This window comes from Phyllobacterium chamaecytisi (assembly GCF_020164455.1).
GTDB classification, from domain to species: domain Bacteria; phylum Pseudomonadota; class Alphaproteobacteria; order Rhizobiales; family Rhizobiaceae; genus Phyllobacterium; species Phyllobacterium chamaecytisi.
Genome location: NZ_JAIQWW010000018.1, coordinates 1 through 25,581, shown reverse-complemented (window position 1 = coordinate 25,581; position 25,581 = coordinate 1). Strand labels below are relative to the sequence as shown.

Below are 25,581 nucleotides of genomic sequence, written 5' to 3'. Positions count from 1 at the left end.
TCATGAAAAAATTGTTTCAGGTCGCTGTTGTTCTAACATTATTCGACACGTCAATGGCGGTAGCCATGCCGCTTGCTAGCGTTGGGTTGATCCCTAAACCAGCATTCCTTCAAGTCAAGGACGGGAGGTTTGGCTCGCCGCCGATCGATCCGAACCTGCCGCCTGTAACCGGCGCATCGATCAATGCCGAGGTCAACGCTGAACTTGCGGCGCGCTTTGCCGAGGCGGCCGGTACTTCCGCTGGCTTGCTGACAAAGCAGCAGGCGAAGAATGCAAGCTGGGGCTATGTGGCCGATCATTTTGCGGCGATCGACCGGGATCATGACGGCTACATAACGTTCGGCGATGTTCTGGATTTCATGCAGGGCGGATCGGCCAAACCGGAGAGTGTTCAAATCGTGGAATGAAGACCTCTCAGGGCGGTCGCTGCTGCCTCTGCCTTCGCTGCGCCTTGCGCATATTCGCGGCGACTATATCGGCGACGAATCCATTCGGACAGAATCACGCCGCTTCTATGAGAAAGACGGCGACCGCGCCGATATCGTCGTCGTTGCCTGCACGCATTATTTCCTTCCCGCCATATCTTGCGGCGCCTTGCGCCCTGGCTGGTCGACCGGCTCGATCCGGCAAGCAGGCTCATGCAGAGTTTCATCCGGAACATCAACCAGACCTTGAGTTGCAGCCAATCTGGACGATGGCGAAGAATATTCGTCGCTTCAGGCAGACAGAGCGGCATACGACTTTCGCTTAATAGACAGCACATCTCATAGTTGTGTATCGTCTGCCTCGTAAAACCATACCGTGTATCTTGACCATGCCGCTTGTGGCCCTTTCTGCGAAGGTTGCTCCAAGATTGCCCTTTCACATCGTCTGTTTGTCCAGTTACCGTAATCCATTGATTAATAAATATTTTTGATTTGGAGGTTGCGATGAAATACCGGTTTCTGCTCGTTTCTGCATCGCTTTTGCTGACTGCCTGCGATGGTGATTCCAGTAAGACCAGCGCTGACGGTACGTTTGTGTCGGCTGAGGCCGATCCACAGATCAATGCTCCGGGAAGTCCAGGGACAGAATCGATCAATATTGTCGCGCTTGTCCCACCCGAGGACCACGTGCTGGAAGACAACAACGTCTATAGCGCCGCAGCAGATGCGAGCCTTCCGCTTGCAGCTGTCGATGAGACGCCCGCTGTCAAGAATCACCAGATCATGATCAATGGCAAACTGCTCAGATATACTGCCGCCGCCGGCCATCTCATTGCCCATGCGCGGAAGGATACCGAGCAGCCGGCGGGGAACGTAGCGCAGGCCTCCATTTTCTATATGGCCTACACCAGGGAGGATTTGCCGAAGGAAAATCGCCCGGTGACGTTCTTCTGGAACGGTGGTCCAGGATATTCCTCCGCCTTTCTGCATCTGGGCTCGTGGGCGCCGAAACGGCTCAAGACAGGTGCTTCCGATGTTGCCCAGGAACGTCTGAAAAGCGAGACGAAAGGCTTTTCGTGGGTCGACAATGCCGAGACGCTGCTGGACAAGACCGATCTCGTTTTTGTCGATCCACCCGGAACGGGATTGTCGCAGGCCATTGCGCCCTACAGGAACAGCGACTTCTGGGGCATGGAGGCCGATGCGCAGGTAAATCAGGACTTTGTCGTGCGCTTCGTCAATCGTTACCTTCGCCAGAGCTCGCCGAAATATCTCTATGGCGAATCCTATGATGGCATCCGCCTGCCGATCGTCGCCAATCTGCTCGTCGCTGCGGGAAGCGGCAATTTCGCCCCTGACAAAACCGGCAGGAAGCCTGTCGCTCTGTCAGGGCTCGTGCTGGGTTCGCCGGTTCTCAACCTCGGTACGAATTGCCAGACCGCGGATGTCAGCTGTGCAGGATATTTGCCATCCTACGCCATGGCGGCTGATTACCACGGGATGAGCACCAGGCGCGGGACAGCGATCGCCCCGGAATACATTGAAACGTTACGAACTTTTGTCACCGAAAAGTACAATCCTGCACGGAAAATCTGGTACACGCCGATGCTTACCAGGGCCAAAGCAGCCTATGCGGAAGCCAATCGCCAGTACGACAGGCTGACCGGTATCTGGCAGAACCCTGCCACTGCCCGTGAGTGGGTGCTCAACGTCGACACGAAGCAGAATGCCAGCAGCAAGGCTACCGAACTTGCAAATCTGCTTGTTGCCACCCCTGCGGAGCGGGGTCGTTTCGTCGAAGCATTCATGGCCGATCCCTTTGACACGCTCAAGCAATTTGTCGCGAACGCAAAACAGGAGATCGAGAGAGCCTTGACGCCGGCGTGGCGGGACTATGCGCAGACGCCGGCCGGTTTGAGCTTCTTCAAGGATATGACCAGCATCACCGGCCTCGATGCGGATTGGCTGTATGCGTTTGAAGTGTCTCCGGTTCAATTCCCAAACAAACTTGTTCCGGGCTCGAACCTCGGTTTCTTTGACGCTCGGGCGAACATCTCCAATTTTGGCAGCCCTGCCGCTGCACTCTATACCGGGGCAGGGTTTGCGGATGCAATCAAGACTGCCCTGCCTGAGACGTTCAACTATCACAACGCTTCGCTCTATATGCTGCGCGATGACAGCATACGCGCCCTTTGGAAATTTGAGCGCGAACACAAGCTGCAGCCCTTCAGAACTGGACTTCCAGACTTGGTCTCGACTTTGAAGAACGACCCGGCGGTAAGGGCGCTTGCCTTGCACGGTTACTATGACCTGCTGACGCCCTTTCACCAGACAGAACTTGATCTCGCCGGTGCCGGCTTGGGACGCAGCGTCCCGGTTACGCTCTACGAAGGCGGGCACATGTTCTTCGATGATGACAAGGCACGCACTCAGGCAAAAAAGACGCTCGATGCGTTCTACGATGGCCGGCCCGTGGACGCTGCCAAAGCGCCTGTCGTATTACACTAGGCTTGTCAAACGGCATCAATCCCGGCATTGGCGACGTCTTTGCCGGTCTTGCTCACTGTGGCTCCACCGAGTTCCTTCCTGATCACCGGCGCGACCTTCGTGCCATAAAGCTCGATAGCCTTCAGCGTGTTCGCGTGCGGCAGGCTGCCGAGGTCGATCTGCAGCATGAAGCGGTCGTGCTGGAAATAGCTGTGTTGCAGCATGATCTTGTCGATGATCTCCTGCGCTGAGCCGACCAACAATGCGCCGCGCGGCGTCCGCCCCGCTTCGTATTGGGCGCGATTGCTCGGCGGCCAGCCACGCTCGCGGCCGATCTTGTTCATCACCACCTCGTAGGACGGCCAGTACTCGTCAGATGCGGCTTGCGAATTCTCTGCGATATAGCCATGCGAATTGATGCTGACTTTCAGCGTTTCGGGCGCATGTCCCGCCTTGGCGCCTGACTTGCGATAAAGGTCCACCAGCGGCGCAAAACGATGCGGTTCGCCGCCGATGATCGCCACGGCGAGCGGCAGGCCGAGCGTTCCGGCGCGGACCACCGATGCCGGCGTGCCGCCGACGGCGATCCAGACGGGAAGGGGATCCTGCAGCGGACGCGGGTAAATGGCGAGATTGTCGATCGGCGCGCGAAAATTGCCACTCCATGTCACGCGTTCGCTGGCTCGGAGTTTCAGGAGCAGGTCGAGTTTTTCGGCAAACAGCTCGTCATAATCGTTGAGGTCATAGCCGAACAGCGGAAAGGATTCGATGAACGAGCCACGTCCGGCCATGATTTCGGCGCGGCCGGAGGAGATCAGGTCGAGCGTCGCATATTCCTGGAACACACGGACCGGATCGTCGGAGCTCAGCACCGTTACTGCGCTGGTCAGCCTGATGTTCTTCGTCCGCGAGGCGCCAGCCGCCAATGCGATAGCCGGGGTCGAGATGACGAAATCAGGGCGGTGGTGTTCGCCGATGCCAAACACGTCGAGCCCGACCTCATCGGCGAGCACCATTTCCTCGATGAGGTTCTGCATGCGCTGGTGCGCGCTGATGGCGACGCCCGTCGAGGGATCGGGGCTCATCCCTGCAAATGTATAGATGCCGAGTTCCATGGTCATACCTTGCGCTAAACTTTGCTGCATAGTTAAGCGCAGGATGACGCCATGGGAAGAACGCACGTTGCGGTTGCCAAGGCACTAAAAGGAAACCGGTGGTTTGCGTTCGAGGCAACACGTTGCCGCCCTTACCCTCCCCCTTGTGGGGAGGGCAGGAGCGAAGCGACGGGAGGGGTCTTTCTAGTTATGCGGAATGGGCAGTGCGAGGGTGTTTGAAATGCCCCTCCCTGCTGCTGCGCAGCCTCCCTCCCCACAAGGGGGAGGGTAAGAGGAGCTCACCTCAATAACCCACGGTAAAACGCTCTCTGCTATGCTTCGGCTTTTCTGCCTCATCCACAATCGCCACGGCCAGATCGCTGGCGCTGATCGCGCTGTTGCCCTCGGCATCGACCACCGGATTGTCCTTGCCAAGCCGGTATTTGCCTGTCCGCGCTCCGGGTGCCAGATGGAATGGAGGCGATACGAAACTCCAGTCGAGTTCTGTCTCGCCGCGCAGGTCGTTCAGTGCCTGGCGCGCACCCAATGCGCCTTCCTTGTATTCGGCCGGAAAACCTTTGCCATCGACAAATTGCGTGCCATCGGGCGCATAAAGGCTGCCTGCGCCGCCGATCACGATCAGCCGACTGATCCCCGCCTGCTTCGTTGCAGCGGTGATCGATTTGCTGGCTGCGATATGGACTGCCTTGATGTCCGGGTTGGTCCAGCCGGGATTATAGGCAGAAATGACGATGTCGTGGCCCTTGAGCTTGCCGGCAAGATCGGCAGTGTCGAGCGCGTCGGCTTCGACGGCGGTGACACCCTTCAGCTTTTCCACCTTGTCCGGGCTGCGCACCAGTGCTGTGACGCTATCGCCGCGTGCGACGGCTTCCTTCAAAATCTCGCTGCCAACAAAGCCGGTGGCGCCGATCAACGCAATTTTCATGACATGCTCCTCTAATGCAGGTACGCATCGTTTTCTGGTTACCAATAATAACCATGTATGCTAGAAGCAGGACCGGGAGAAGTACGCACTTTTTCCGTTTCAGGGCACATGGAAGTAACTGCCTGGAGCAATTCCAGGAAAAGCGGGAACCGGTTTTCCGGCGAGAATTGCGTCAAAACAAAAAGGCTAGAGCCGTTCCAGGAAAAGTGGGACCGGTTTTACCGATCGGGATTGCGCAGAGACGAAAAACCGAAAACGAGGCAGATATGAGTATTCATGCGAAGACCGAGGGCAAGACACCACTGCTTGAATCGATGCCGGCCATGCAATCGGATGGCGCCGGCGGCTGCCCGATGCGCGAGGTGCTCGATATTGTCGGCGACTCCTGGAGCCTCTTGACGCTGATCAACCTGCAGTCCGGACCGCGCAGGTTCAACGTGCTCCGCCGCATGATAGAAGGCATTTCGCAGCGCATGCTTACCGTGACGTTGCGCTCGCTCGAACGCGATGGTCTTGTCAGCCGTACGGTCAAGCCGACATCGCCTCCGGAAGTGACCTACGCCTTGACCGATATCGGCCATTCGATTGCCGTGCCGGTGGGGGCGCTCGGCGAATGGGCGGCTGCCAACCGCGATCACCTGCGCGCCGCGCGCAAGGCGTTCGATGAGGCGCGCGCGGATTAGTTGGCAACGTCGATGCCGATTATCTCCCCCCTTGTGGGGGAGAAAGGATTTTCTTGAGTTTAGCCCTTGCTAAACTCCTAGAAAATCCAAGAGAGGGGATTTGAGATCAAACCACCCTATCCCCTCTCTGGCGATTTCTAGCACTTAGCAAGTGCTAAGATGCTGAAATCGCTTTCTCTCCCACAAAGGGGAGAGATAATCTGCATGAACGTTTGAGTAGCTGGAACCCCCATCCGCCGTTTGCGTTTCTTTACCTGTGCAACATTTCTCAGGGAGATGACAATGCCTGCAAAATCCCAGGCCCAGCAAAAGGCAGCTGGTGCGGCGCTTTCGGCAAAGCGCGGCCAGACCAAGAAGAGCGAGCTCAAAGGCGCGTCCAAGGGGATGTATGAATCGATGAGTGAAAAGCAGCTGGAGGAATTCGCAGAAACCGATCGCAAGAACCTTCCAAAGAAGAAGTCCACCAAACACTGATTCAAGCCTAAGGCGCGTATTCTCACTGGCAGATGCGCGCCTCGCATTTTCTTCCATGGCAGCCGAGATCGAGGTGCAGGTTGCCCTGATGGGCGGCATCGCCATCCGGACCAATCACCGTCATGAAGCGGTCGCAACTCGCCTTGTGCAGCGCCCGCCAGAATGTCTGTTCCTCGGGCTTGCCCTTCCAGCCTGAACCCAGTTCGGTAGTCTTGCCGTTCTTGAACTTGAAAGAGACGATATCGACAGCGTTGGCGAAGGCGTGCTCCGAGACGCGGCCTTTGTGGCCATTATTGACCTTACGGCACTGATAGTCGGAACCGGTGGTGATGCTTTCGATCTCTGCACCAAAATTTGCCTGTGCATCTTTTTGTACCTCGACTACCCACGTCGCCAGCGATCCTGCCATCGCGCAATTCGTGGTGATCGGCGCCGCCAGTTTCACCGGGTTATCCTTGCCAATGGCCGTGATCTTCAATGGCGAACGCTCGCCGCACATACCCTCGGACAAGGGCGCAATGAGTTCGCCCTTGACCTCGCCATTCATGAGGGCAGGGCAGGCATTCTGATAGACCCGATCGGGCGAGATCGAAGGATCGGCCTTCTCGACACTTTCCTCATGATCGGGCTTGTCGCCTGCATCCTGCTTGGGCAGCGGGTTCGGGCCAAGTTGTTCGGCCGGCTTTGGCGGCTCCTTTGGCTTCTCGGCCGGTTTGGTCTCCGGGGCTGGCTTCTGCTCGGGAACGGGCGTCGTTTGCGGATCCGCTTTCTGTATTTCGTTGGCGGGCTTTTCCTCAGGTTTTGGCGCTTCCGGCGCGGCTGCATCCCGTGGATTGTCCTGCGGCAATGGTGGAACGACCGGCAAGGGAACCGCTGGCGCGGCCGGCGGACGAACAACCTTCGCCCGGTGTCCGCGTCTGTGCCGCGCGTCCGCATTGTCGCTGAAACTGATAAGGACGGTGCTTGCTATAATGGCTGTGAGGGATAGAAGGACGAATGTCGAGCAACGCGATTGCCGCGAGAATAGGGTCATTACCGGCTCTACTCCTGTTGAGCGTCCATCCTAACGTGTGAAGTACGGCATCGGTTTCAATTTATATGATCCGCTGAAACATGCGGGTCTAGGGGCACAACGCCATTTGCAGACCGTCAGAGCGTGAATACCAACTTGACATCATGAAACCTTCACACTAGAAGCCACCCCAGCGCAGGGCTTGAAAGAGCTCTGCGTTTCATTTGACGTGTCCCGTGAGTGATCTCGCAAAGCGTGCGTGGGTCATTCTGTCAGTCTTCGAAAACGGAAGGCAGAGGAGGGCGCGTTTCCTTGAACCCGGGTCTTAGGCTCGAGGTTTGGTTTGTTTGAAAGGAAATGCGATGAGCAAGCGCGAATCGTCCAAGTATAAAATCGACCGCCGTCTTGGCGAAAACATCTGGGGCCGTCCGAAGTCCCCGGTAAACCGTCGTGAATATGGCCCCGGCCAGCATGGTCAGCGCCGCAAGAGCAAGCTCTCCGATTTCGGTGTGCAGCTGCGCGCAAAGCAGAAGCTCAAGGGCTTCTATGGCGACATTTCGGAAAAGCAGTTCCGCAAGACCTATGAAGAAGCCGCTCGTCGCAAGGGCGATACCGGCGAACAGCTCATCGGTCTGCTCGAGTCGCGTCTGGATGCGATCGTGTACCGCGCAAAGTTCGTTCCGACGATCTTCGCAGCGCGTCAGTTCGTCAACCACGGCCATGTCAACGTCAATGGCCGTCGCACAAACATCCAGTCCTACATTTGCAAGGCTGGCGATGTGATCGAAGTGCGCGAAAAGTCGAAGCAGCTCGTGATCGTTCTGGAAGCCGTTCAGCTGGCTGAACGCGATGTTCCTGAATATCTCGAAGTTGATCACAACAAGATGGTTGCCAAGTACAACCGCGTTCCGGCCTTCTCCGATGTGCCTTACGCTGTACAGATGGAACCGAACCTGGTTGTCGAATTCTATTCGCGTTAATCAGTATTGAGTTTTAAAAGAAGCCGCCGGGGAAATCCTGGCGGCTTTTTTGTTGTCCTAATCGGAGCCCGGAAATGGCTGATCTTCAGGATGTCGTCGACAGCGTCTATCACGATCTTTCCAGCCGCATCGGCGAGGGCAAGCTTGCCGACTATATTCCGGAACTCGCGACCGTCGATCCGAAGCAGTTCGGCATTGCGCTGGTCACTGTCGACGGGCAGACCCACGTGGCAGGCGACGCCGAGACGGCATTCTCGATCCAGAGCATCTCGAAGGTCTTCACGCTGACGCTTGCGCTCGGCAAGATCGGCGACGGTTTATGGAAGCGCGTCGGACGCGAACCGTCGGGCAATGCTTTCAACTCCATCGTCCAGCTCGAACAAGAGAAGGGCAAGCCGCGCAATCCCTTCATCAACGCCGGAGCGATCGCGGTCGCCGATGTGGTTCTGGCCGGCCATTTGCCCAAGGAGGCGATCGGCGAGATCGTGCAGTTCATCCGGCATCTCGCCGATGATGAAAGCATCGCCATCGATCAAAACGTCGCCCGCTCGGAGACGCAGACCGGCTTCCGCAATGTGGCGCTCGCCAATTTCATGAAAGCCTTCCGCAATCTCGATCACCCGGTAGAACACGTGCTCGGCGTCTATTTCCATCACTGCGCCATCGCCATGTCGTGCCGCCAGCTTGCGCATGCCGGGCTTTATCTCGCTTCGGCCGGGCGCAATCCGCTCAATGGCGGCAGTGTGGTTTCGGCAAGCCGTGCGCGCCGTATCAACGCGCTCATGCTGATGTGCGGCCACTATGACGGCTCGGGTGATTTCGCCTATCGCGTCGGTCTCCCGGGGAAGAGCGGTGTTGGCGGCGGCATTCTAGCCACCGCGCCCGGCAAAGCCTCGATAGCCGTGTGGTCACCAGGTCTGAACGAAGTCGGCAATTCGCAGCTCGGCTCGGCAGCATTGGAGCTTCTGGCGCAACGCACAGGCTGGTCGGTGTTCGGGCAATAGAGCCTCCACCTCTCCGTCATCCTCGGGCTTGACCCGAGGACCCACATTGTCCTGGAAGCAAGCCTCCACTGTGGTACGAACGTCGCTATGGGTCCTCGGGTCAAGCCCGAGGATGACGGAGGGATGAGCGGCGATTGAAGCAGGACTGAGTCCAGAACCTCTTGCGTTCTGACCGCTACCTTGTCAATGAAACACCATGAGGTGTTCAGATGACCATTCATGACCAGGAATTGACTGACGCTGCCGGTTGCCATCCGATGTTTCTCGGTGTGCCGTCGAGTGTGGAGTTCAACAAGCTGCGCAAGCGACTGTTGCGCAACACGCGTCAGGCGCTCGAAGATTTCGCCATGGTCAAGCCGGGTGAGCGCTGGCTGATAGGGCTATCAGGCGGCAAGGATTCCTACGGCCTGCTTGCGCTGCTGCTCGATCTCAAATGGCGCGGTTTGCTGCCGGTGGAGCTCCTCGCCTGTAATCTCGATCAGGGCCAGCCGAATTTCCCCAAGCACATCCTGCCGGATTTCCTCAAGGCAAACGGCATCGAACATCGCGTCGAATACAAGGACACCTATTCGATCGTCACGGAGAAGGTGCCGGAAAACCAGACCTATTGTTCGCTCTGCTCCCGGCTTCGGCGTGGTCATCTTTACCGCGTGGCGCGAGAGGAGGGCTGCTCGGCGCTGGTGCTCGGCCATCACCGCGAGGATATCCTCGAAACCTTCCTGATGAACTTTTTCCACGGCGGACGCCTTGCTGCGATGCCGCCGAAACTGGTCAATGACGAGGGCGATCTCATGCTGTTGCGGCCGCTGAGCTACTGTGCCGAGGATGATCTGGAGAAATTTGCCGCGGCCATGCAGTTCCCGATCATTCCGTGCGACCTGTGCGGTAGTCAGGATGGGCTGCAGCGCAACATGATGAAGGCGATGCTGGCCGATATTGAAAAGCGCATGCCCGGCCGCAAGGAGATCATGATCCGCGCGCTGGCTAACACGCGCCCGAGCCATCTGCTGGATCGGAAGATTTTTGATTTCGCCGGGCTAGTGGCTGGTTAGGAAGCGCTTTTTCGCGATCAGGGGAATAGTTTTACGATGGCCGCGATAGCGGCAATCGTCGCCACGGATGTTCCGAAGAAAAATGCACCCATCCGCACCGTAAGACGAAGCGTTAGCAGCTCCAGAGCAGTGTTCAGATCAGATTTGGTTACCAGTTCGGGCATGATGAAATCCCTTGCGGCTTCAGCTTGCGCCTTGGCATGGGCGGGACTAAATCCGCCCTGTTCCAAACGTATCGCATAACCCAGAGTATCAAATGAAATTGTCATAGTCAGCCCTTCAAGATACTCGGATGTTAGGCGGCAGATTGGACGTCAGCAATTCAACCAAAGTGGCACATGGGAATCGCGCAATACTAAATCGGCTTGTTGTGAGGCTGGAACAGCTTGCCTCGTTCAGCGATCAGCACAAACACCAGCCCGATCAGCGACAGCACGAAGAACCCGGTGACCAAGGGCAGGGTTGTGCCGTTGTAAGCCTGGCCGATCACCGCGCCGATGACGCCGCCGCCGGCCGTACCCATGAAGCCAAGCACCGACGATGCCGTGCCGGCCACGTGTCCAAGCGGCTCCATCGCCAGGGAATTGAAGTTGGAACCGATCCAGCCAAACTGGAACATCGCCAGCGAAAACAGCAGGAGATAGAGCACGAATGGTGTCGGCTGCGGTCCGAATAGCGTCAGCAGCAGCCAAACGCCATTGATCATCATGAAAGCAAGCAGCGCGCCATGCGACAGGCGCCGCATGCCGAAGCGGCCGACGAAGCGCGAATTCATGAACGAAGAAAATGACATGGTGATCGCGACGACGGAAAACGCCAGCGGGAACCACACGCCGAGATGATAGATCTCGACATAGATTTGCTGCGCAGAATTAATGAAGCCGAACATCGCGCCGAAGATGAACGCACTCGCCAACGCATAGCAAAATGCGACCCGGTTGGTCAGAACGATCTTGAATGCGCGGGCAACCGACACGATGGTAAATGGACGCCGATCGGTAGGGTCCATCGTCTCTGGCAGGCGCAGATACATCCAGATCGCGACCGACGTTGCCATCAGCGCCATGAAGATGAAGATCAGCCGCCAGTCGCCGAAGAGCATCACGACCTGACCCGTCCCGGGCGCGATAACCGGAACGATCATGAACACCATCATGATCAGCGACATAGCCTCGGCCATCTGCCGGCCGCCATAAACGTCACGCACGATCGAAATGGCGATGACGCGGGTAGCAGCGGAGCCGATGCCCTGCAGTGCCCGGAAGAACAGAAGTGCGCCGAAGCTCGGGACAAAGACACACGCCATCGCCGAAGCGATATAAATGATCAGGCCGCAGAAAATCGGCACTTTGCGGCCAAAGCGATCCGATAGCGGGCCGAAGAACAGCTGCGCCACCGAGAAGCCGAGCAGATAAGCCGAAATCACATATTGCCGATGGTTTTCACTGCTGATGCCAAGCGCCGCGCCGATCTGCTGCAGAGCCGGCAGCATGACATCGATAGCCATGGAATTGACCGCCATCAACATCGCCATCAGGCTGATGAATTCGACTTTACCCATCCCCTGGAGGCGTGAGGGAGCGGTATTGGCGGAGGCATCCATTTCCGAGTGCTTTCTGGATTTGAAAAACAAACAAAGACAAAGGCGTCGGAACGGCCGACGCCTTTAACATTGCGATCCCGGGATTAACCGGAACCAGTTGGAATTAAAGCGTAATCAGGCGGCCTTGGTGGCAACGCCCTTTTCGCTGAGGAGAGCCTGCAATTCACCGGCCTGGAACATTTCGCGGATGATATCGCAACCGCCGACAAATTCACCCTTCACATAGAGCTGCGGGATGGTCGGCCAGTTGGAATAGTCCTTGATACCCTGGCGCAGTTCATTGGAAGAAAGAATGTTCACGCCTTTATAGTCGACACCGACGTAATCGAGAATCTGAACAACCTGACCGGAAAATCCGCATTGCGGAAAGCCGGGGGTGCCCTTCATGAAAAGCACGACGTCGTTGCTCTTGACTTCATTGTCGATGAATTCGTTGATACCGCTCATTTAAGGTTCCTTTCGCGGCCGCGAGGGAGGAATCACGGCCAGAAAACGCTTTGAGGTCAATCTTACCTCAATTCTTTGCCCAGAAAAAGCACGATGGGCGCGTGAACGCAAGTAACTTGTCTATTAGTTGGGAGTGCGTGGCTCGACAATCAATAAGGAGATTTCATGCCGTTGGACTGGCAATGTTGCCCATACCTTTTGCACGAGCCACTGCATTAAGGGCTGCCGCGATAAACTTTGCGTCATCGGTCGCTATAGCTTCGGTCAGGAATATTTCGACTGCCTCAGCGGAATCCAGCATTTCTGCAGGATCAAAATCATAGAATTTCTCGGCCATTTTCATCTTTCAATGGCGCGCCGTTATTCCGGCGCGCTGGTCTGCAGGGCGAGGGCGTGCAATACGCCGCCCATATTGCCTTTCAGCGCATCATAGACCATCTGGTGCTGCTGAACGCGAGACTTGCCGCGAAAGCTTTCCGCGACGACTTCAGCGGCGTAATGGTCGCCATCGCCCGCCAGATCGCGAATGGTTACTTTCGCATCCGGAATGGCGTCTCGAATCATTTTTTCGATATCGCGCGCGTCCATTGCCATGTCGTTCTCTCCTCAGGCGGCCTGTGTTTTTTCGTCCGCCTGACCACTCATATAGTCAGGGAACCACGATTCGTGGGCTTTTGTCAGGTCCTCAACAGATATGGAGAGCAGGCGTCCAATCGTCAATGCGTTGCCGCCGACTGTACCAAGGTTACGGAACGGAACGCCGCAACCTTCCGCGTTGAGCATGACGAGTTTTGCCATGTCAGGAGCAACCGCCACGACGTAGCGGGCCTGGTCCTCTCCGAACAACAGCGCATGCGGCGCGGTTTCGCCGATTTCCACATTCGCACCTTTGCCAGAGGCCATGCACATTTCGCTCAGGGCAATGGCGAGGCCGCCATCGGAAAGATCGTGGCAGGCGGTCACCTGGCCGTTGCGGATGGCGGAGCGGATGAAGTCGCCATTGCGCTTCTCGACGCCGAGATCGACGGCGGGAGCAGGGCCGTCTGCCCGTCCATGCAGATCGCGAAGATAGATCGACTGGCCGAGGTGCGTGCCGTCGCCGCCGACGAGGATCAGCACATCACCATCGCGCATGCCGCCGATCTTGGCGGTCTTCGTCCAGTCCGGGATGAGCCCGACGCCTGCGATGGTCGGGGTTGGCAGGATAGCTTGGCCGTTGGTCTCGTTGTAAAGCGAGACATTGCCCGAGACGATGGGGAAGGCCAGCGCGCGGCAGGCATCGCCGATGCCGCCAATTGCCTTTACCAGCTGGCCCATGATCTCGGGCCGTTCCGGATTGCCGAAGTTGAGATTGTCCGTTGCGGCGAGCGGTTCAGCGCCAACAGCAGTCAGGTTGCGCCAGCATTCGGCAACCGCCTGCTTGCCGCCCTCATAGGGGTCCGCCTCGCAATAACGCGGCGTCACATCGGACGAAAAGGCGAGCGCCTTGCTGTGATGGCCATCGACACGTACCACACCGGCGTCTCCGCCCGGTACCTGCAGGGAGTTGCCCTGGATCAGCGTGTCATATTGTTCGTAGACCCAGCGGCGCGATGAAAGGTCGGGCGAATTGAGCATTTGCAGCAGCGCCGCACCATAGTCCTCGACCTCAGGCACATTGGCGGCCGGCAGCGGGGCGTGCTTGCCCGGCTCCATCCAGGGCCGGTCATATTCCGGAGCCTGATCGCCGAGATCCTTGATCGGCAGATTGGCGACTTCATCGCCGTCATGCAGCACGCGAAAGCGCAGATCGTCGGTCGTATAGCCGACAATGGCGAAATCCAGCCCCCATTTCTTGAAGATGCCCTCGGCCTCTTCTTCTTTTTCCGGGCGCAGCACCATGAGCATGCGCTCCTGGCTCTCGGACAGCATCATTTCATAGGCGGTCATGCGCTCTTCGCGCACCGGCACGGAGTTGAGATCGAGTTCGATCCCGAGATTGCCTTTGGCGCCCATTTCCACCGCCGAGCAGGTGAGGCCGGCAGCACCCATGTCCTGAATGGCGATGACGGCGCCGGAAGCCATCAGTTCCAGCGAAGCCTCGAGCAGGCATTTTTCGGTAAAGGGATCGCCCACCTGTACGGTAGGGCGCTTCTCCTCGATGGATTCGTCAAACTCAGCCGATGCCATGGTTGCACCGCCAACGCCGTCGCGTCCGGTCTTGGCTCCGAGATAAACCACCGGCAGGCCCACGCCCTTGGCCTCGGACAGGAAAATTGCATCGGTCTTGGCAAGGCCCGCTGCAAACGCATTGACCAGGATATTGCCGTTATAGCGCGCGTCGAAATTGACCTCGCCGCCAACCGTCGGCACGCCGAACGAATTGCCATAGCCGCCGACGCCTTCGACCACGCCGGAAACGAGATGCCGTGTCTTGGGGTGTGATGGTTCGCCGAAGCGCAGCGCGTTCATTGCTGCAATCGGCCGTGCACCCATGGTGAACACATCGCGCAAGATACCGCCGACGCCAGTCGCCGCACCTTGGTACGGCTCTATATAGGACGGGTGGTTGTGGCTCTCCATCTTGAAGACCACGCAATCGCCATCGCCGATATCGACGACACCGGCGTTTTCACCCGGCCCCTGTATGACCTGCGGCCCCGTGGTCGGCAGCGTACGCAGCCACTTTTTCGAAGATTTGTAGGAACAATGCTCGTTCCACATCGCGGAAAAGATGCCAAGTTCGGTGAAGCTCGGCTCGCGCCCGATCAGATCGAGGATGCGCTGATATTCGTCCGGCTTCAGCCCGTGTGAAGCCACGAGTTCCGGCGTGATCTTGACAGTATTGGAAATGGTCATGGGTCCTGGAATATCCATACATGGGAGAGCTTTTGGCCTTCTTTAGCTTATGTAGTCCCGCGGCGCGATAGGAAAAAGGACTGAATCAACAGAGAGGGTCGCGGGTCAAAGGATGCGGCGCTTGTCGGGGCCAGCCGCCCGGCGTAACGTCACCCTCACAAGCACTAAAATGGGTTCAAGGGGATTCAAATGACGGGCAGGCTGGCAGGCAAGGTGGCAATCGTTTCCGGTGGAGCGACAGGCATGGGCGGTGCGGCATCGAAACTTTTCGCTGCCGAGGGCGCGAAAGTGGCGATCATCGACCGCAACGAGCAGGCGGCTGCCGCTACCGTAACGGAAATTACCGCTGCCGGTGGCGTGGCCAGCTATTTCGTTGCCGACGTTTCTGATGAAGCGCAGGTGCAGAAGGCGGTTGCAGGCGTTGCGGAAAAATATGGCAATGTCACCGTTCTGTTCAACCATGCGGGCACCATCGTCATCAAGCCGTTCCTCGAGACGACGGTCGAAGAGTGGGATTGGCTGCATGCGGTTAATGTCCGCTCCATGTATCTGATGACGCGCGCCGTCATCCCGCAAATGCTCGACGCCGGCGGCGGTTCAATCGTCTGCACCTCGTCTATTTCAGCCGTGGCGGCAACGCCGATGGAAGTCCTCTACGATACGACCAAAGGTGCGTGTCACATGTTTGCGCGGGCCATCGCAGTGGAATTCCGCGACAGGAACATCAGGTGCAATGCTGTCTGCCCGGGGTTTATCCGTACGCCGCACGGCTTGCGTGAGGTGGATGAATTGCAAAAGCAAGGCGTGGATGTCTCGGACGAGGCCATGATGGCAGCGCAGGGGCGCATTGGCGAGCCGGAGGAGGTGGCGCGTGCTGCGCTTTTCCTTGCCAGCGACGAGGCGAGCTTCATCACCGGCACGCATCTGTTCGTCGATAACGGCTTTACGGCGATCTAGGTTCAATAGAGTTCACTGGAACTTGCATCTTTCCCGTGCGAGACTGCGTGTGGGTCACCGGACTTTACGGGCTTCGACAGCCCGGCATAGGAGGAATGCAATGACGGTTTTCCTGATCGCCGACGTTAAAATCACTGATGACAAATGGGTGCCGGAATATGCAGCTGTCGTGCATGATATCGCGGCGAAACATGGCGGCAAATATCTTTCACGCAGCGGCAATATCAAAGTGCTTGAAGGCAAGCCGCTCGAGACGACGCTCATCGCACTTATCCAGTTTCCGGATGCGGATGCCGCCATGGCCTTTGCAAATGATCCGGAATACGCTCCTCACGGCAAAGCGCGCCAGGAAGGCAGCGAAAGCCGCTTCCAGCTTATCGACGATACCGATATCGCCGGGACCATCCCGTATTTGGGCAAGGGGTGAGGAAGCGCTCCATCTCGCCGCTGCCGTATAGCGCCTCCTTCTCCGTCATCCTCGTCCTCGGGTTAAACCCGAGGATGACCCGAGGACCCACGGCAAAGGAGGGCAAGCGTTTCCGCCAACTCGATTTTATCCAGCAGGATATCGCAGGGAAGCTGCTCTTCATTGAGTGCCTTCCTACCTGGAAACCGTCACGCCCACTCAATTCACAGCGCTGCTTTGCCGTGGGTCCTCGGGTCAAGCCCGAGGATGACGGAGAGGGACGCGCTTCACGTTGACGGAGGGAGAGGTAGTTGAAGTTGACGAGGGAGGTGGCGTCTGACCACGCGCTTCGGTCGTGGTTCGACAAGCTCACCATGAGGGAGGTAGGAGATTGCAGGGAGTTCATTTCTGCAACGTTGGCGATTATCCTTACAGCCACCAACCTCCCTCATGGTGAGCTTGTCGAACCACGCACATGGCATTGACTTCAAGTAGGGTTCGACCTCGCCTGCCCATCAATCAAACTCAAGAATAGCTGTCATAACTCGCATTATCCGTTTCCATTAGCCGGCGTAAAATGCTGAAGCCCTGAACCACCTCATCGCGCGTTTCCGGCACCGTCAGTCCGAGGCGCACGCGATGGAACACCTTTTCTGTGCGGCCCGGTTTGAATTCGTCCTCGTCGTCGACAAGCACGCCTTCATTCAGCGCAGCGCTTTTGAACGTGCCTGAAAGCCATGGGTCGGGCAGTTTCATCCACAGAAATGGCGCAAGCGGCTGCGAGGAGAACTCCATGCCCGCGAAAACCGAGCGTGCAATCGCTTCGCGCGCGGCGATCTCGGTCTGGACCTTGCCGCGGATCGCGTCGGCTTCGCCTGAATTGACCAGTTGGGCGCCGAGTTCCGCCATGATGAATGGCATGCCGCCCGTGACCATCTTGTGCGCCGTATGGACACGCGCCGCGAGGTGCGGAGGGCAGGCGACCCAGCCGCCACGCACACCCGCCGCTACGGATTTCGATAGCCCGCCAATATGAAATGTCCGCTCCGCCGCGAGATCGGCGATCTTGATGTGATCGTTCCCCATCACCGAACCGTAAATCTCGTCCTCGATGATCCAGACATTGTGCCGCCGCGCGATCTCGACAATCGCCCGGCGATGATCCTCCGGCATGGTCGTTGCGGTCGGGTTGTGCAGCGATGGCATGAGAAAAACCAGCTTGGGATGCTGCTGCGCGCAGAGCCGTTCGAAATCATCGGGCGTCGCGCTGCCATTTTCCGTGTGGAGTATGATGCTGCGCCGGCCCATGAGATTGACGCTGCGTGCTGCCGAGCAATAGGTCAGGTCTTCGAAAGCGACCCGGTCGCCGGGAACTGTTATCGCCGCTATCACCGCGAGAATTGCCGAATGCGCGCCGAGTGTCGGCACGATGGACGCAGGTTCCGGCACCCAGCCCGCGCCGGATAGCCATTTGCTTCCCGCTTCCTGCCACGATGCGGGAAGGGTGCGGGAATAGCTCGACATCTCGCGCGGGAACTGTCGGGTGATGTCCGCCAGCAGCTGTTGCATCGCCTCGGACTGGCCGACCTCGATGGCGGCCGTTGAGTCCATGCGAATCTTGCCGGGTGTCGCCACCGGACCGCGCGTGCCACCAAATGGCTCCGTGTGCGGCGGCGCCTGAACCAGCGAGGCCACCTTGTGATCCGTCACATAGGTGCCGCGCCCGACTTCGCCGCTGACAAGCCCACGTTCGCGAATGAGATTATAGGCGCGGCCGACCGTTCCTATCGTCACGCCGATATCGAAGGCGAGATTGCGCTGCGGCGGCAGTTTGGTGCCGGGCGCGAGGATACCCTCGGCAATGTCGGTTTCGATTCGGTCGGCCAGCTGCAGATAAAGCGGGCCTTTGCCGGGTTCAAGTTCAGGGAGCCAATTTGTCATGGTAACAATTATACTATTGCGATTCCAATTGAGTCAATTCATATAACAATCGCACGAAAAAGAGTCAATTTGACCTCCCAAGGACAATGACAATGAGTACAATAGATACAATCAGAAGGCCTGGTGGCGCCGAAAGCCACGCGGCACGTTCTCAGAACAGCGGATTGTTGCACACGGCCTCCGCACTGATCCGCTGGTTTGGCAACGCGATGATGAAGCGCCGGACGCGCATGCATCTCAGCGAGCTTAGCAATGATCTGTTGAATGATGTCGGTATTGAACCTGCGCAAGCGCGTCGCGAGACCAAGCGTTTCTTCTGGGATTGAGGCGCTCTTGCGACGGGGGGCGCCAATACCGATATGAGAGGCGATCGCTCGTCACAAGGAGGCGAATATGGGTCCGATCTACATAGATCCTGGCAGGTCCTTTCATTTCGGCCAGGTACCAGCATTCCAATACGACTTGCTTACCCGCGTCATGCGTTGGCTGGAAAATGCAGCCGTGAAGCGGCGGACGAGACTGGAGCTTGGATCGCTCGGTGATGACGGGTTGAAAGACCTCGGCTTGACACGCGATCACGTGGAAGCGGATCTCGAAAGGTATTATTCCTGAGGTGATGAGGCCGGCGCACTGCGCACGGCCTCAGCCATTTTCATCCGCTGGCCGAGCACGATGTCTGCCCGCCTGCCCACCGCCGCACATCCCCGGCGATACGATTTCCCGCGGAATTGCTCATGAGCGGACCGAAGGCTTCGACCTTCGCCGGATTGCCTTCCGCATGCACGACGAGAAGCGGGCGACCGCCCGGATTGCTCGCGGGGACGACGAGGATGCGCGGGCGTCCCGAATAGGAATTCAGTTCCGGCGCCAGGCGGTACGGCTTGAAGCTTGAATCGCCTGATTTGAACCAGCAATTATTGGCGGCGATCGCCACGCGCTCCATCGTTGGCAACGCGGCTTTTTCCGATGCGAAGGCCAGAGAGCCCGGCCCGGGTTTGCCTTTCGATTGACAACCGGCAAGGACGCCGAGCGAAATTATTACGGCGATTGCGATCGTCGGCGTCTTCATGCGTATTTTCTCCGGTCTGGAATTTAAGCGGACTCGAGTTCACCCTGGAACACTTTGAGCCCGTCGGTCATTTCGTACCAAACCAGCGATAGCACCGGATCCTGAATAATCAGTTGCTGAAGCGCATCGAATTTGGGGTAGGGATCGAGCAGATCCTCGCGGCCGGACATCACACGGAAATTGTTGAAGACGAAACGTGTCGGCGTCAGCCAGGCGTCGGCCAGCGTCATCTGATCGCCCAGCGCGTAAGGGCCATTACCGATACGCTTTTCAATCTCGGTCAGGCCGATTTCCATCTGCTTGAACAGCTTGCTGATGCGCGCATCATCCTTCGACTTCCTGAAGAACAGCTCGAAAAGTTCCATCACCGGCGCCAGCACCTCGAGTTCGGCCGTACGGGCAGTCATGCGCACGATGGCCCGGTCGCGGGAATCTGCCGGGAGCAGCGCTGGTTCGGGGAAATGCTCTTCCAGATATTCGGCGATCACCGAGGCTTCGACGATGGTGAGGCCTGAGCCGGTGATCAGCACCGGTATGCGGTTGAACGGCGAAATTGCGCGGAATTCTTCCGGGATCGGAAATCCCGAGGGCGGCGCGACGATCTTGATGGGAGCTTGTTTGTAATAGGCGATGCAGCGGATGATGGAGGAATAGGGGGATAGCGGCCGCGAGTATAATTTCATGTCTGTTCCTCCATTAAAGCGCAGTTTTTGCTGTCCGCAGACACTGCTTCGGTCGAGCCTATAGCAATGCCCGCAGAGATCAAGGAAGACATCGCTTTTGGGGTCCGTCAGCTAAGCCAACGTATCAAAGTTGCGAGAGAAACTTTGCAAAAACCATCGAACCCTCCGGCCAAGGGCCGTGGCCGGATTCAGAATTGAGATGGCCGCTGTCGCCCGCATCGATGATCATCGAACCCCATGATGCGGCGAGTTCATCCGCTACTTCGTAGGAGCAATAGTGATCGTTGCGGCTGGCAACGACGATGGATGGAAATGGTAACGGTTCCAGCGGGTAGGGGCCGAAGGTCATAAGATGTTTCGGCCGGATCTTCGGGTTGGAAACATCCGGCGGCGTTACCAGAAACGCGCCTTTGACCTTGTCGCCGATCTCGGGGATAGCATGGATGAAGGTCGGCACGCCAAGCGAATGCGCCACCACGACCACCGGGCGCGTCGCGGCGTCGATCGCCTTGACCACCTCGGCCACCCAGTCCTCGCGCACAGGTTTCGTCCACTCCGCCTGCTCGACGCGGCGCGCGGTGGAAAGCTTTGTCTCCCAGCGCGTCTGCCAGTGATCGGGGCCGGAATTGGTATAGCCGGGAACGATGATAATATCGGTATCTTTGACTTTCATGCGCCGTATTTAGGAAAAATGGCGGTGGTGCGCAATATGGGCATGCCTGACGAACGCTGCGAGCGGAGGTCTACCAGGCTTTGGCGGCAAAAAATGCTTGCGGCCTTCGTCGTCGATACTGACGAAAAGGCGCTTGTCCTTCCAATGAAGTAAGCTAAGGAGCGTTGGCGGGGCCAAAATCAGAAACGGGCCTCGTTAGCTTGCTTCAGGAGCCACCGATTATGCTCGATCTGCTTGTCTCACCACTTTTCCAAATTGTTGCGCTCGGTATTGCAGGCATCGTTGTCTGGCATTTGCAAGGGCGCAGTCGTCCGACAGCTCGCCTTCTGGTCCAGATCGCATTCTTTGCCGCGATGACAGCAATATTGTTCGCAAACGGTATCTCGCCTCTCAAGTTCGAGCCAATGAGAGAAGGCGGCGCTATGCTCATCGCAGCCAAGACGCTGTGGTGGGTACATCTTGCCTGGGCCTCGATCGGCTTTGTCCGCATCTATATTGTCCTCGACGGCAGGCCGCGCGAGGCCCGGGTGTTACAGGACCTGATCATCGCCGCAGTCTACCTTGCGGTTACGCTCTCGGTTCTCGCCTTCGTGTTTGACTTTGCAATTGGAACACTCCTCGCGACCTCCGGCGTCCTCGCGATCATCCTTGGCCTTGCCCTGCAGAGCACCCTGAACGATCTCTTTTCCGGATTGGCGCTTACATTGGGGCGCCCGTATGGAATCGGTGACTGGATCATACTAACCGACGGCACCGAGGGACGGGTGGTGGAGAGCACCTGGCGTTCAACCCACATCCTGACGCCGGCAAACAACATCGTCGTTTTGCCGAACAGCTTTCTGGCGAAGATCGGACTGACGAACGTCAATCGTCCTGACGAGTCGCATCTGCTGGTTCTGCCGCTCCGTGTGAAGCCGGTGCACCCGCCATCTTTTGTCGTCGAGAAGATGCGGCAAGCCATGATTGGGGCAAACAACATCATTCACGATCCTGCTCCCGTTGTCGCGCTGAAGGGTATCGACGCCTTTGCTATGGACATCGAACTGCAATTCCGCGTCAGGCATCCCTCAGATAGAATTCCTGCCAGAAACGAGCTTATCGATCTGGTCTACCGCCAATGTATCGAGACCGGCATTTCTCTTGCCCCGCCGGCGTCGTCTTCCGTCCTTGTTGAAAACATTCACACCAATCATGCCTCACAGGACACGTTGCAGGAATTGTTGCAGGACAATCCGATCTTTGCGGATCTAGAACAGGACGAGCTCCATAAACTGGAAGTGTCGGCGAAACTACGGCAGTACCGGCCTGGAGATATCTTTTTCGAAGGGGCGGATAGTGCATCGAGCCTGATGATTGTCCGCTCGGGAGCTGCATCGGCCCTTTGTGATGGTGTGGAAGTTCTACGACTTGCACCGGGTGCCATATTCGGCCAGATCGATGGGGTCCCCCAAGCCACCAAATACCAAGCTTTGACCGTGCTCGAAGCGTATGAGATTGACGGACTGACCTTGGCGTCGCTGTTCCAAGATCATCCTGAAATCCAGAACAAGCTAACCCAGCACCTTGCCGGAATTACCGGGAATGGATCGACAACGGCCTCGTCTCGAGGAGAGCATGCATCCATCCTGCGTACAGTCCGAAGTTTGTTAGGTAAATGAACAGATGCGCAATTTTTCTCGGCGCTGTCGGCAAATGCCACTGGCGAACGTCTTTAATGCATAACGGCAGCGTTGAAGGAGACTAAAAATGAGAAAGATCATTACTGGTGCTTTTGTAAGCCTCGACGGTATCATGCAGGCACCAGGTGGCCCGGACGAAGACCCAACAGGCGACTTCAAATATGGCGGCTGGGTTGCCCCCTATTTTGACCAGGCAGGGGAAGAGGCCGTGGGGGAGATGTTTGCCAAGCCTTTTGATCTTCTGCTCGGCCGGAAAACCTACGACATTTTTGCCGCCTATTGGCCGTATGTCGACGCCGGCCATCCGATCGGTCCGTTGTTCGACCGCGTCAACAAATATGTCGCGACCCGCAATCCAGACCTGAAGCTCGACTGGCAGAACAGCCAAACTCTGGGCCCGGATGTGGTCGCGGCAGTCACGAAGCTGAAAAGCGGGCAGGGGCCGGATCTGTTGACCCAGGGTTCCACTGGTTTCCTGCAAACTCTGTTCAAAAATGGCCTGGTCGACGAGATGAACATTTTCATGTTTCCGCTCATATTGGGGAAGGGCAAGAGACTGTTCAGCAGCCATGCCTCTCCCGGCGCTCTGAAACTCGTTTCGTCAAAGGTCTCGGGCACCGGCGTCACAATCAACAAATACGTGCGCGCGGGCGACATTGTCACTGGCTCGTTCGCATCCGAACAGCCGAGCGAGGCAGAGTTGGCACGGCGTAAAAACCTGACGTGAACCGTCCAGTCGTGCCGTCATCCCCCAACGGCAACGCTTGAGCTGTTAAACGCTGGGTCTATCGCACCTTGATGGCTGTATTTCCTGGAGTGGCTGTTGCCTGGCCTACTGAATGCATGTCCAGGCGGCTCGCCGATTTATAGGACCGTAGTGAGGGCCAAGTTGTAGCCCTCATGTTGCAAGTCCGCAGGTTCGAGCTCAATACAGAGCGAATATTTCGCTGGTCGTGAATGTAAGGGCGACGATACTCACCGAGCCCATCAGAAAAAGCATTAACCAAAGCGTATCCATCTTATCCACGGCTTCAATCCTTCGTCAGATATAAGCTCACAAGGAGCGGTCGTGAGTACGGCAAATAGCAATGTCGACCCACGATCACAGTAGCGAGACAGAGATGGATGCTCCATCATGCGCTGGTTTGCCTGAGTTATACTTTGGTCTGATATCCACGGGCTAACCGGGGAGGAATAGCGAATAAATGGGAAACGTTCATAAGGCCGCCGACGGCAATTCTTGAAACATCGGCGCATTGTTCCAATTTGCTCTGGACAGTCGACGCGAACGATAATGAAGGTCGCACCATACCTTGCCCAATCCGGAAATTCAGACCTTCTCCTTCTTTTTCACCGGGGTTTTCTTCGCCGGTTCATCCGGTTCATCCGGCTTGGGGGTCAACAGCTTTCGAAGTTGGCTAATCTTGTCTTTCACCAATGGACGAAAGCGGGACGCGCGATAAGGCATGTCGGCCGCACCGTAACCCTCGGGGCCATCATCATTGCCACGGTGGATCTCCTCGACCTTGATGCCGACGAATTCGCCATCGACGTAGTGCTGGTACATGCCAATCCAGCGGATGGTGTAGATCTGGCCCTTTCGGATGATTTGATCGATGCTGACATTCTTGAATTTGTCGTCGATACAAACGACTTTCTGTCCGACATAAAAGTCGTTCATAATATTACCCCCGCCGCGTGAGACTGGCACTCATTCTAGGCCGTAAACTCAAAGATGCCATGATGCAATACCAGCTGTCTGGCGATAGTAAGGCCGCTGCGAAGGCCCGGACGGCCTCGCACTGGCAGGTCAGTGACTATCTCTCCCCTTGTGGGAGAGAAAGGATTTTCTTGGATTTAGCACGTGCTAAATCCTTAGAAAATCCAAGTGAGGGGATTAGCAGCGGATGATTTGAAATCCCCTCTCTGGCGATTTCTAGCACTTAGCAAGGGCTAAGATGCTGAAATCGCTTTCTCTCCCGCAAGGGGAGAGATAATCGGCATCGCCCCGTGCCGCCACCCTTCACTCCCGATCATCCCCGATGCTAACCTTCATCCGATTCCAGTTCTGGGAGGAATGACGCAACCATGACGATATTGGTCACAGGCAGCTCCGGCCATCTGGGCGAGGCGCTGGTGCGCACATTGCAGGGCAGAGGTCGCGAGGTCGCCGGGCTCGATATCGCGGCAGGACCGTTCACCCCCCATGTCGGATCAATAGCCGACCGGCCTTTCGTCAAACGCTGCATGGCCGGTATCGAGATCGTCTTCCATGCGGCCACGCTGCACAAGCCGCATGTCGGCACGCACATGCGGCAGGATTTCGTTGATACCAATATCACCGGCACTTTGAACCTTCTGGAAGAAGCGGTGGCGGCGGGCGTCAAATCTTTTATATATACCAGCACGACGAGTGTCTTTGGCGATGCGCTGGTGCCACCCGACGATGCGCCAGCTGCCTGGATTACCGAAGATGTGCGGCCTGTCCCGAAGAATATTTACGGGGTGACCAAGGCGGCAGCCGAAGACCTTTGCCAGCTGTTTCATCGCAACCAGCAGTTGGCGACGATGGTGCTGCGCACGTCGCGATTTTTCCCGGAAGAGGACGACGACAAGGACGTGCGAAGCGGCTTTGCCGACGAAAACATCAAGATGAATGAGTTTCTCTACCGCCGGGTGGATATCGAGGACATCGTGAGCGCGCATCTTCTGGCGGCGGAAAAGGCGCCTGCACTGGGTTTTCGCCGCTATATCATCAGTGCGACAACGCCGTTTACGCCAGACGATCTGGCCGATCTGCGGGCCGATGCCCCGCGTGCCGTGCAGCGCCGTGTGCCCGAATACGCGGCCGAGTTTGCGCGGCGCGGCTGGAGAATGCTGCCGAGCATCGACCGCGTCTACGTCAATGAGCGCGCGCGGACAGAACTCGGCTGGCAGCCGAAATATGATTTCAGGTTTCTCGTCGAACGGCTGAAAGCAGGCGATGACACACGCAGCCCCTTGGCCCGCTTGATCGGATCCAAGGGCTACCACCCAGAAAACTTTACCGAGGGGCCTTACCCGGTAGAGTGATGGCTCCCTACCGCCCCCAACGTCCCTCATGGTGAGCTTGTCGAACCACGCACCGG

General features: G+C 57.4%; 28 protein-coding genes. 14 read left to right on the top strand and 14 right to left on the bottom strand.

The features are described 5' to 3' along the window. The first annotated feature begins 2 nt into the window (after positions 1-2). Both LB462_RS23355 and LB462_RS23350 read left to right on the top strand, forming a co-directional pair. Positions 3-407: an EF-hand domain-containing protein gene (locus LB462_RS23355; protein ID WP_224512963.1), complete on the top strand. Its 405-nt coding sequence runs from the start codon at positions 3-5 to the stop codon at positions 405-407. A gap of 522 nt (positions 408-929) precedes the next feature. After that, a complete protein-coding gene (locus tag LB462_RS23350) occupies positions 930-2,933 on the top strand; it encodes a S10 family serine carboxypeptidase-like protein (RefSeq protein ID WP_224512961.1) in 2,004 nt (667 codons plus the stop codon). Positions 2,934-2,938: 5 nt separating this feature from the next. On the opposite strand, the gene LB462_RS23345 is transcribed toward LB462_RS23350, so the two are convergent. Both LB462_RS23345 and LB462_RS23340 read right to left on the bottom strand, forming a co-directional pair. Then, entirely contained in the window at positions 2,939-4,027 is a 1,089-nt protein-coding gene (locus tag LB462_RS23345) for an LLM class flavin-dependent oxidoreductase (RefSeq protein ID WP_224513181.1), read from the bottom strand. 283 nt (positions 4,028-4,310) lie between these two features. Next, positions 4,311-4,952: an NAD(P)-dependent oxidoreductase gene (locus tag LB462_RS23340; RefSeq protein ID WP_224512958.1), complete on the bottom strand. Its 642-nt coding sequence runs from the start codon at positions 4,950-4,952 to the stop codon at positions 4,311-4,313. 266 nt (positions 4,953-5,218) lie between these two features. Here LB462_RS23340 and LB462_RS23335 point away from each other — a divergent pair, with 266 nt between their 5' ends. Further along, entirely contained in the window at positions 5,219-5,635 is a 417-nt protein-coding gene (locus LB462_RS23335; protein WP_224512956.1) for a winged helix-turn-helix transcriptional regulator, read from the top strand. A 282-nt stretch (positions 5,636-5,917) separates the two neighbouring features. Further along, a complete protein-coding gene (locus LB462_RS23330; RefSeq protein WP_112528379.1) occupies positions 5,918-6,109 on the top strand; it encodes a DUF3008 family protein in 192 nt (63 codons plus the stop codon). Between the two features lie 22 nt (positions 6,110-6,131). On the opposite strand, the gene LB462_RS23325 is transcribed toward LB462_RS23330, so the two are convergent. Then, entirely contained in the window at positions 6,132-7,142 is a 1,011-nt protein-coding gene (locus LB462_RS23325) for an extensin family protein (RefSeq protein WP_224512954.1), read from the bottom strand. A 341-nt stretch (positions 7,143-7,483) separates the two neighbouring features. Between LB462_RS23325 and rpsD the strand changes: the two genes are divergently transcribed. The 3 genes from rpsD (at position 7,484) to ttcA (ending at position 10,157) form a co-directional block, all read left to right on the top strand. After that, complete coding sequence (rpsD, locus tag LB462_RS23320) at positions 7,484-8,101, top strand: 30S ribosomal protein S4 (protein WP_112528375.1); 618 nt, start codon at positions 7,484-7,486, stop codon at positions 8,099-8,101. Positions 8,102-8,175: 74 nt separating this feature from the next. After that, positions 8,176-9,105, top strand: a complete 930-nt coding sequence (locus tag LB462_RS23315; protein ID WP_224512953.1) for a glutaminase — start codon at positions 8,176-8,178, stop codon at positions 9,103-9,105. A gap of 209 nt (positions 9,106-9,314) precedes the next feature. Continuing rightward, a complete protein-coding gene (gene ttcA, locus LB462_RS23310) occupies positions 9,315-10,157 on the top strand; it encodes a tRNA 2-thiocytidine(32) synthetase TtcA (protein WP_224512951.1) in 843 nt (280 codons plus the stop codon). Positions 10,158-10,174: 17 nt separating this feature from the next. On the opposite strand, the gene LB462_RS23305 is transcribed toward ttcA, so the two are convergent. The 6 genes from LB462_RS23305 to purL all read right to left on the bottom strand — a co-directional run bounded on the left by LB462_RS23305 (position 10,175) and on the right by purL (position 15,045). After that, a complete protein-coding gene (locus LB462_RS23305) occupies positions 10,175-10,426 on the bottom strand; it encodes a hypothetical protein (RefSeq protein WP_224512949.1) in 252 nt (83 codons plus the stop codon). 86 nt (positions 10,427-10,512) lie between these two features. Continuing rightward, positions 10,513-11,718, bottom strand: a complete 1,206-nt coding sequence (locus tag LB462_RS23300) for a multidrug effflux MFS transporter (protein WP_224513179.1) — start codon at positions 11,716-11,718, stop codon at positions 10,513-10,515. 156 nt (positions 11,719-11,874) lie between these two features. Further along, positions 11,875-12,207, bottom strand: a complete 333-nt coding sequence (gene grxD, locus LB462_RS23295) for a Grx4 family monothiol glutaredoxin (RefSeq protein WP_112528367.1) — start codon at positions 12,205-12,207, stop codon at positions 11,875-11,877. 163 nt (positions 12,208-12,370) lie between these two features. Continuing rightward, entirely contained in the window at positions 12,371-12,544 is a 174-nt protein-coding gene (locus LB462_RS23290) for a helix-turn-helix domain-containing protein (RefSeq protein ID WP_224512947.1), read from the bottom strand. Between the two features lie 23 nt (positions 12,545-12,567). Then, positions 12,568-12,801 (bottom strand): BolA/IbaG family iron-sulfur metabolism protein, encoded by a 234-nt coding sequence (locus LB462_RS23285; protein ID WP_099998651.1) that lies wholly within the window; start codon positions 12,799-12,801, stop codon positions 12,568-12,570. Positions 12,802-12,813: 12 nt separating this feature from the next. Further along, on the bottom strand, positions 12,814-15,045 hold the full coding sequence (gene purL, locus LB462_RS23280) for a phosphoribosylformylglycinamidine synthase subunit PurL (protein ID WP_224512945.1): 2,232 nt from the start codon (positions 15,043-15,045) through the stop codon (positions 12,814-12,816). Positions 15,046-15,234: 189 nt separating this feature from the next. Here purL and LB462_RS23275 point away from each other — a divergent pair, with 189 nt between their 5' ends. Next, positions 15,235-16,002 carry an SDR family NAD(P)-dependent oxidoreductase gene (locus LB462_RS23275; RefSeq protein ID WP_224512943.1) on the top strand — a complete coding sequence of 256 codons (768 nt, stop codon included), beginning with the start codon at positions 15,235-15,237 and terminating at the stop codon, positions 16,000-16,002. Positions 16,003-16,102: 100 nt separating this feature from the next. After that, entirely contained in the window at positions 16,103-16,429 is a 327-nt protein-coding gene (locus LB462_RS23270) for a DUF1330 domain-containing protein (RefSeq protein WP_112528361.1), read from the top strand. Positions 16,430-16,933: 504 nt separating this feature from the next. Here LB462_RS23270 and LB462_RS23265 read toward each other — a convergent pair. Further along, complete coding sequence (locus LB462_RS23265) at positions 16,934-18,349, bottom strand: aminotransferase-like domain-containing protein (protein WP_224512941.1); 1,416 nt, start codon at positions 18,347-18,349, stop codon at positions 16,934-16,936. A 92-nt stretch (positions 18,350-18,441) separates the two neighbouring features. On the opposite strand from LB462_RS23265, the gene LB462_RS23260 reads away from it, so the two are divergent. Beyond that, complete coding sequence (locus LB462_RS23260) at positions 18,442-18,675, top strand: DUF1127 domain-containing protein (RefSeq protein WP_224512939.1); 234 nt, start codon at positions 18,442-18,444, stop codon at positions 18,673-18,675. A gap of 67 nt (positions 18,676-18,742) precedes the next feature. Next, on the top strand, positions 18,743-18,961 hold the full coding sequence (locus LB462_RS23255) for a DUF1127 domain-containing protein (protein WP_224512937.1): 219 nt from the start codon (positions 18,743-18,745) through the stop codon (positions 18,959-18,961). A 40-nt stretch (positions 18,962-19,001) separates the two neighbouring features. Here the strand turns inward: LB462_RS23255 and LB462_RS23250 are convergent, their stop codons facing one another. The 3 genes from LB462_RS23250 to LB462_RS23240 all read right to left on the bottom strand — a co-directional run bounded on the left by LB462_RS23250 (position 19,002) and on the right by LB462_RS23240 (position 20,774). Further along, the gene (locus LB462_RS23250) at positions 19,002-19,418 is read right to left on the bottom strand and encodes a hypothetical protein (RefSeq protein WP_224512935.1); all 417 of its coding nucleotides are present in this window, start codon (positions 19,416-19,418) and stop codon (positions 19,002-19,004) included. A 23-nt stretch (positions 19,419-19,441) separates the two neighbouring features. Continuing rightward, positions 19,442-20,101, bottom strand: coding sequence for a glutathione S-transferase family protein (locus LB462_RS23245; RefSeq protein WP_224512934.1), 660 nt, complete (start codon positions 20,099-20,101; stop codon positions 19,442-19,444). 124 nt (positions 20,102-20,225) lie between these two features. Continuing rightward, on the bottom strand, positions 20,226-20,774 hold the full coding sequence (locus tag LB462_RS23240; RefSeq protein ID WP_224512932.1) for an RBBP9/YdeN family alpha/beta hydrolase: 549 nt from the start codon (positions 20,772-20,774) through the stop codon (positions 20,226-20,228). Positions 20,775-20,995: 221 nt separating this feature from the next. On the opposite strand from LB462_RS23240, the gene LB462_RS23235 reads away from it, so the two are divergent. Together LB462_RS23235 and LB462_RS23230 are read left to right on the top strand one after the other, a co-directional pair. Continuing rightward, complete coding sequence (locus LB462_RS23235; RefSeq protein ID WP_224512930.1) at positions 20,996-22,432, top strand: mechanosensitive ion channel family protein; 1,437 nt, start codon at positions 20,996-20,998, stop codon at positions 22,430-22,432. 88 nt (positions 22,433-22,520) lie between these two features. Continuing rightward, complete coding sequence (locus LB462_RS23230) at positions 22,521-23,180, top strand: dihydrofolate reductase family protein (RefSeq protein WP_224512928.1); 660 nt, start codon at positions 22,521-22,523, stop codon at positions 23,178-23,180. A gap of 603 nt (positions 23,181-23,783) precedes the next feature. Here LB462_RS23230 and LB462_RS23225 read toward each other — a convergent pair. Further along, positions 23,784-24,137 carry a CAP-Gly domain protein gene (locus LB462_RS23225; protein ID WP_224513177.1) on the bottom strand — a complete coding sequence of 118 codons (354 nt, stop codon included), beginning with the start codon at positions 24,135-24,137 and terminating at the stop codon, positions 23,784-23,786. Between the two features lie 404 nt (positions 24,138-24,541). Here LB462_RS23225 and LB462_RS23220 point away from each other — a divergent pair, with 404 nt between their 5' ends. Further along, on the top strand, positions 24,542-25,525 hold the full coding sequence (locus LB462_RS23220) for an NAD-dependent epimerase/dehydratase family protein (protein ID WP_224512926.1): 984 nt from the start codon (positions 24,542-24,544) through the stop codon (positions 25,523-25,525). The last annotated feature ends 56 nt before the right edge of the window (positions 25,526-25,581 follow it).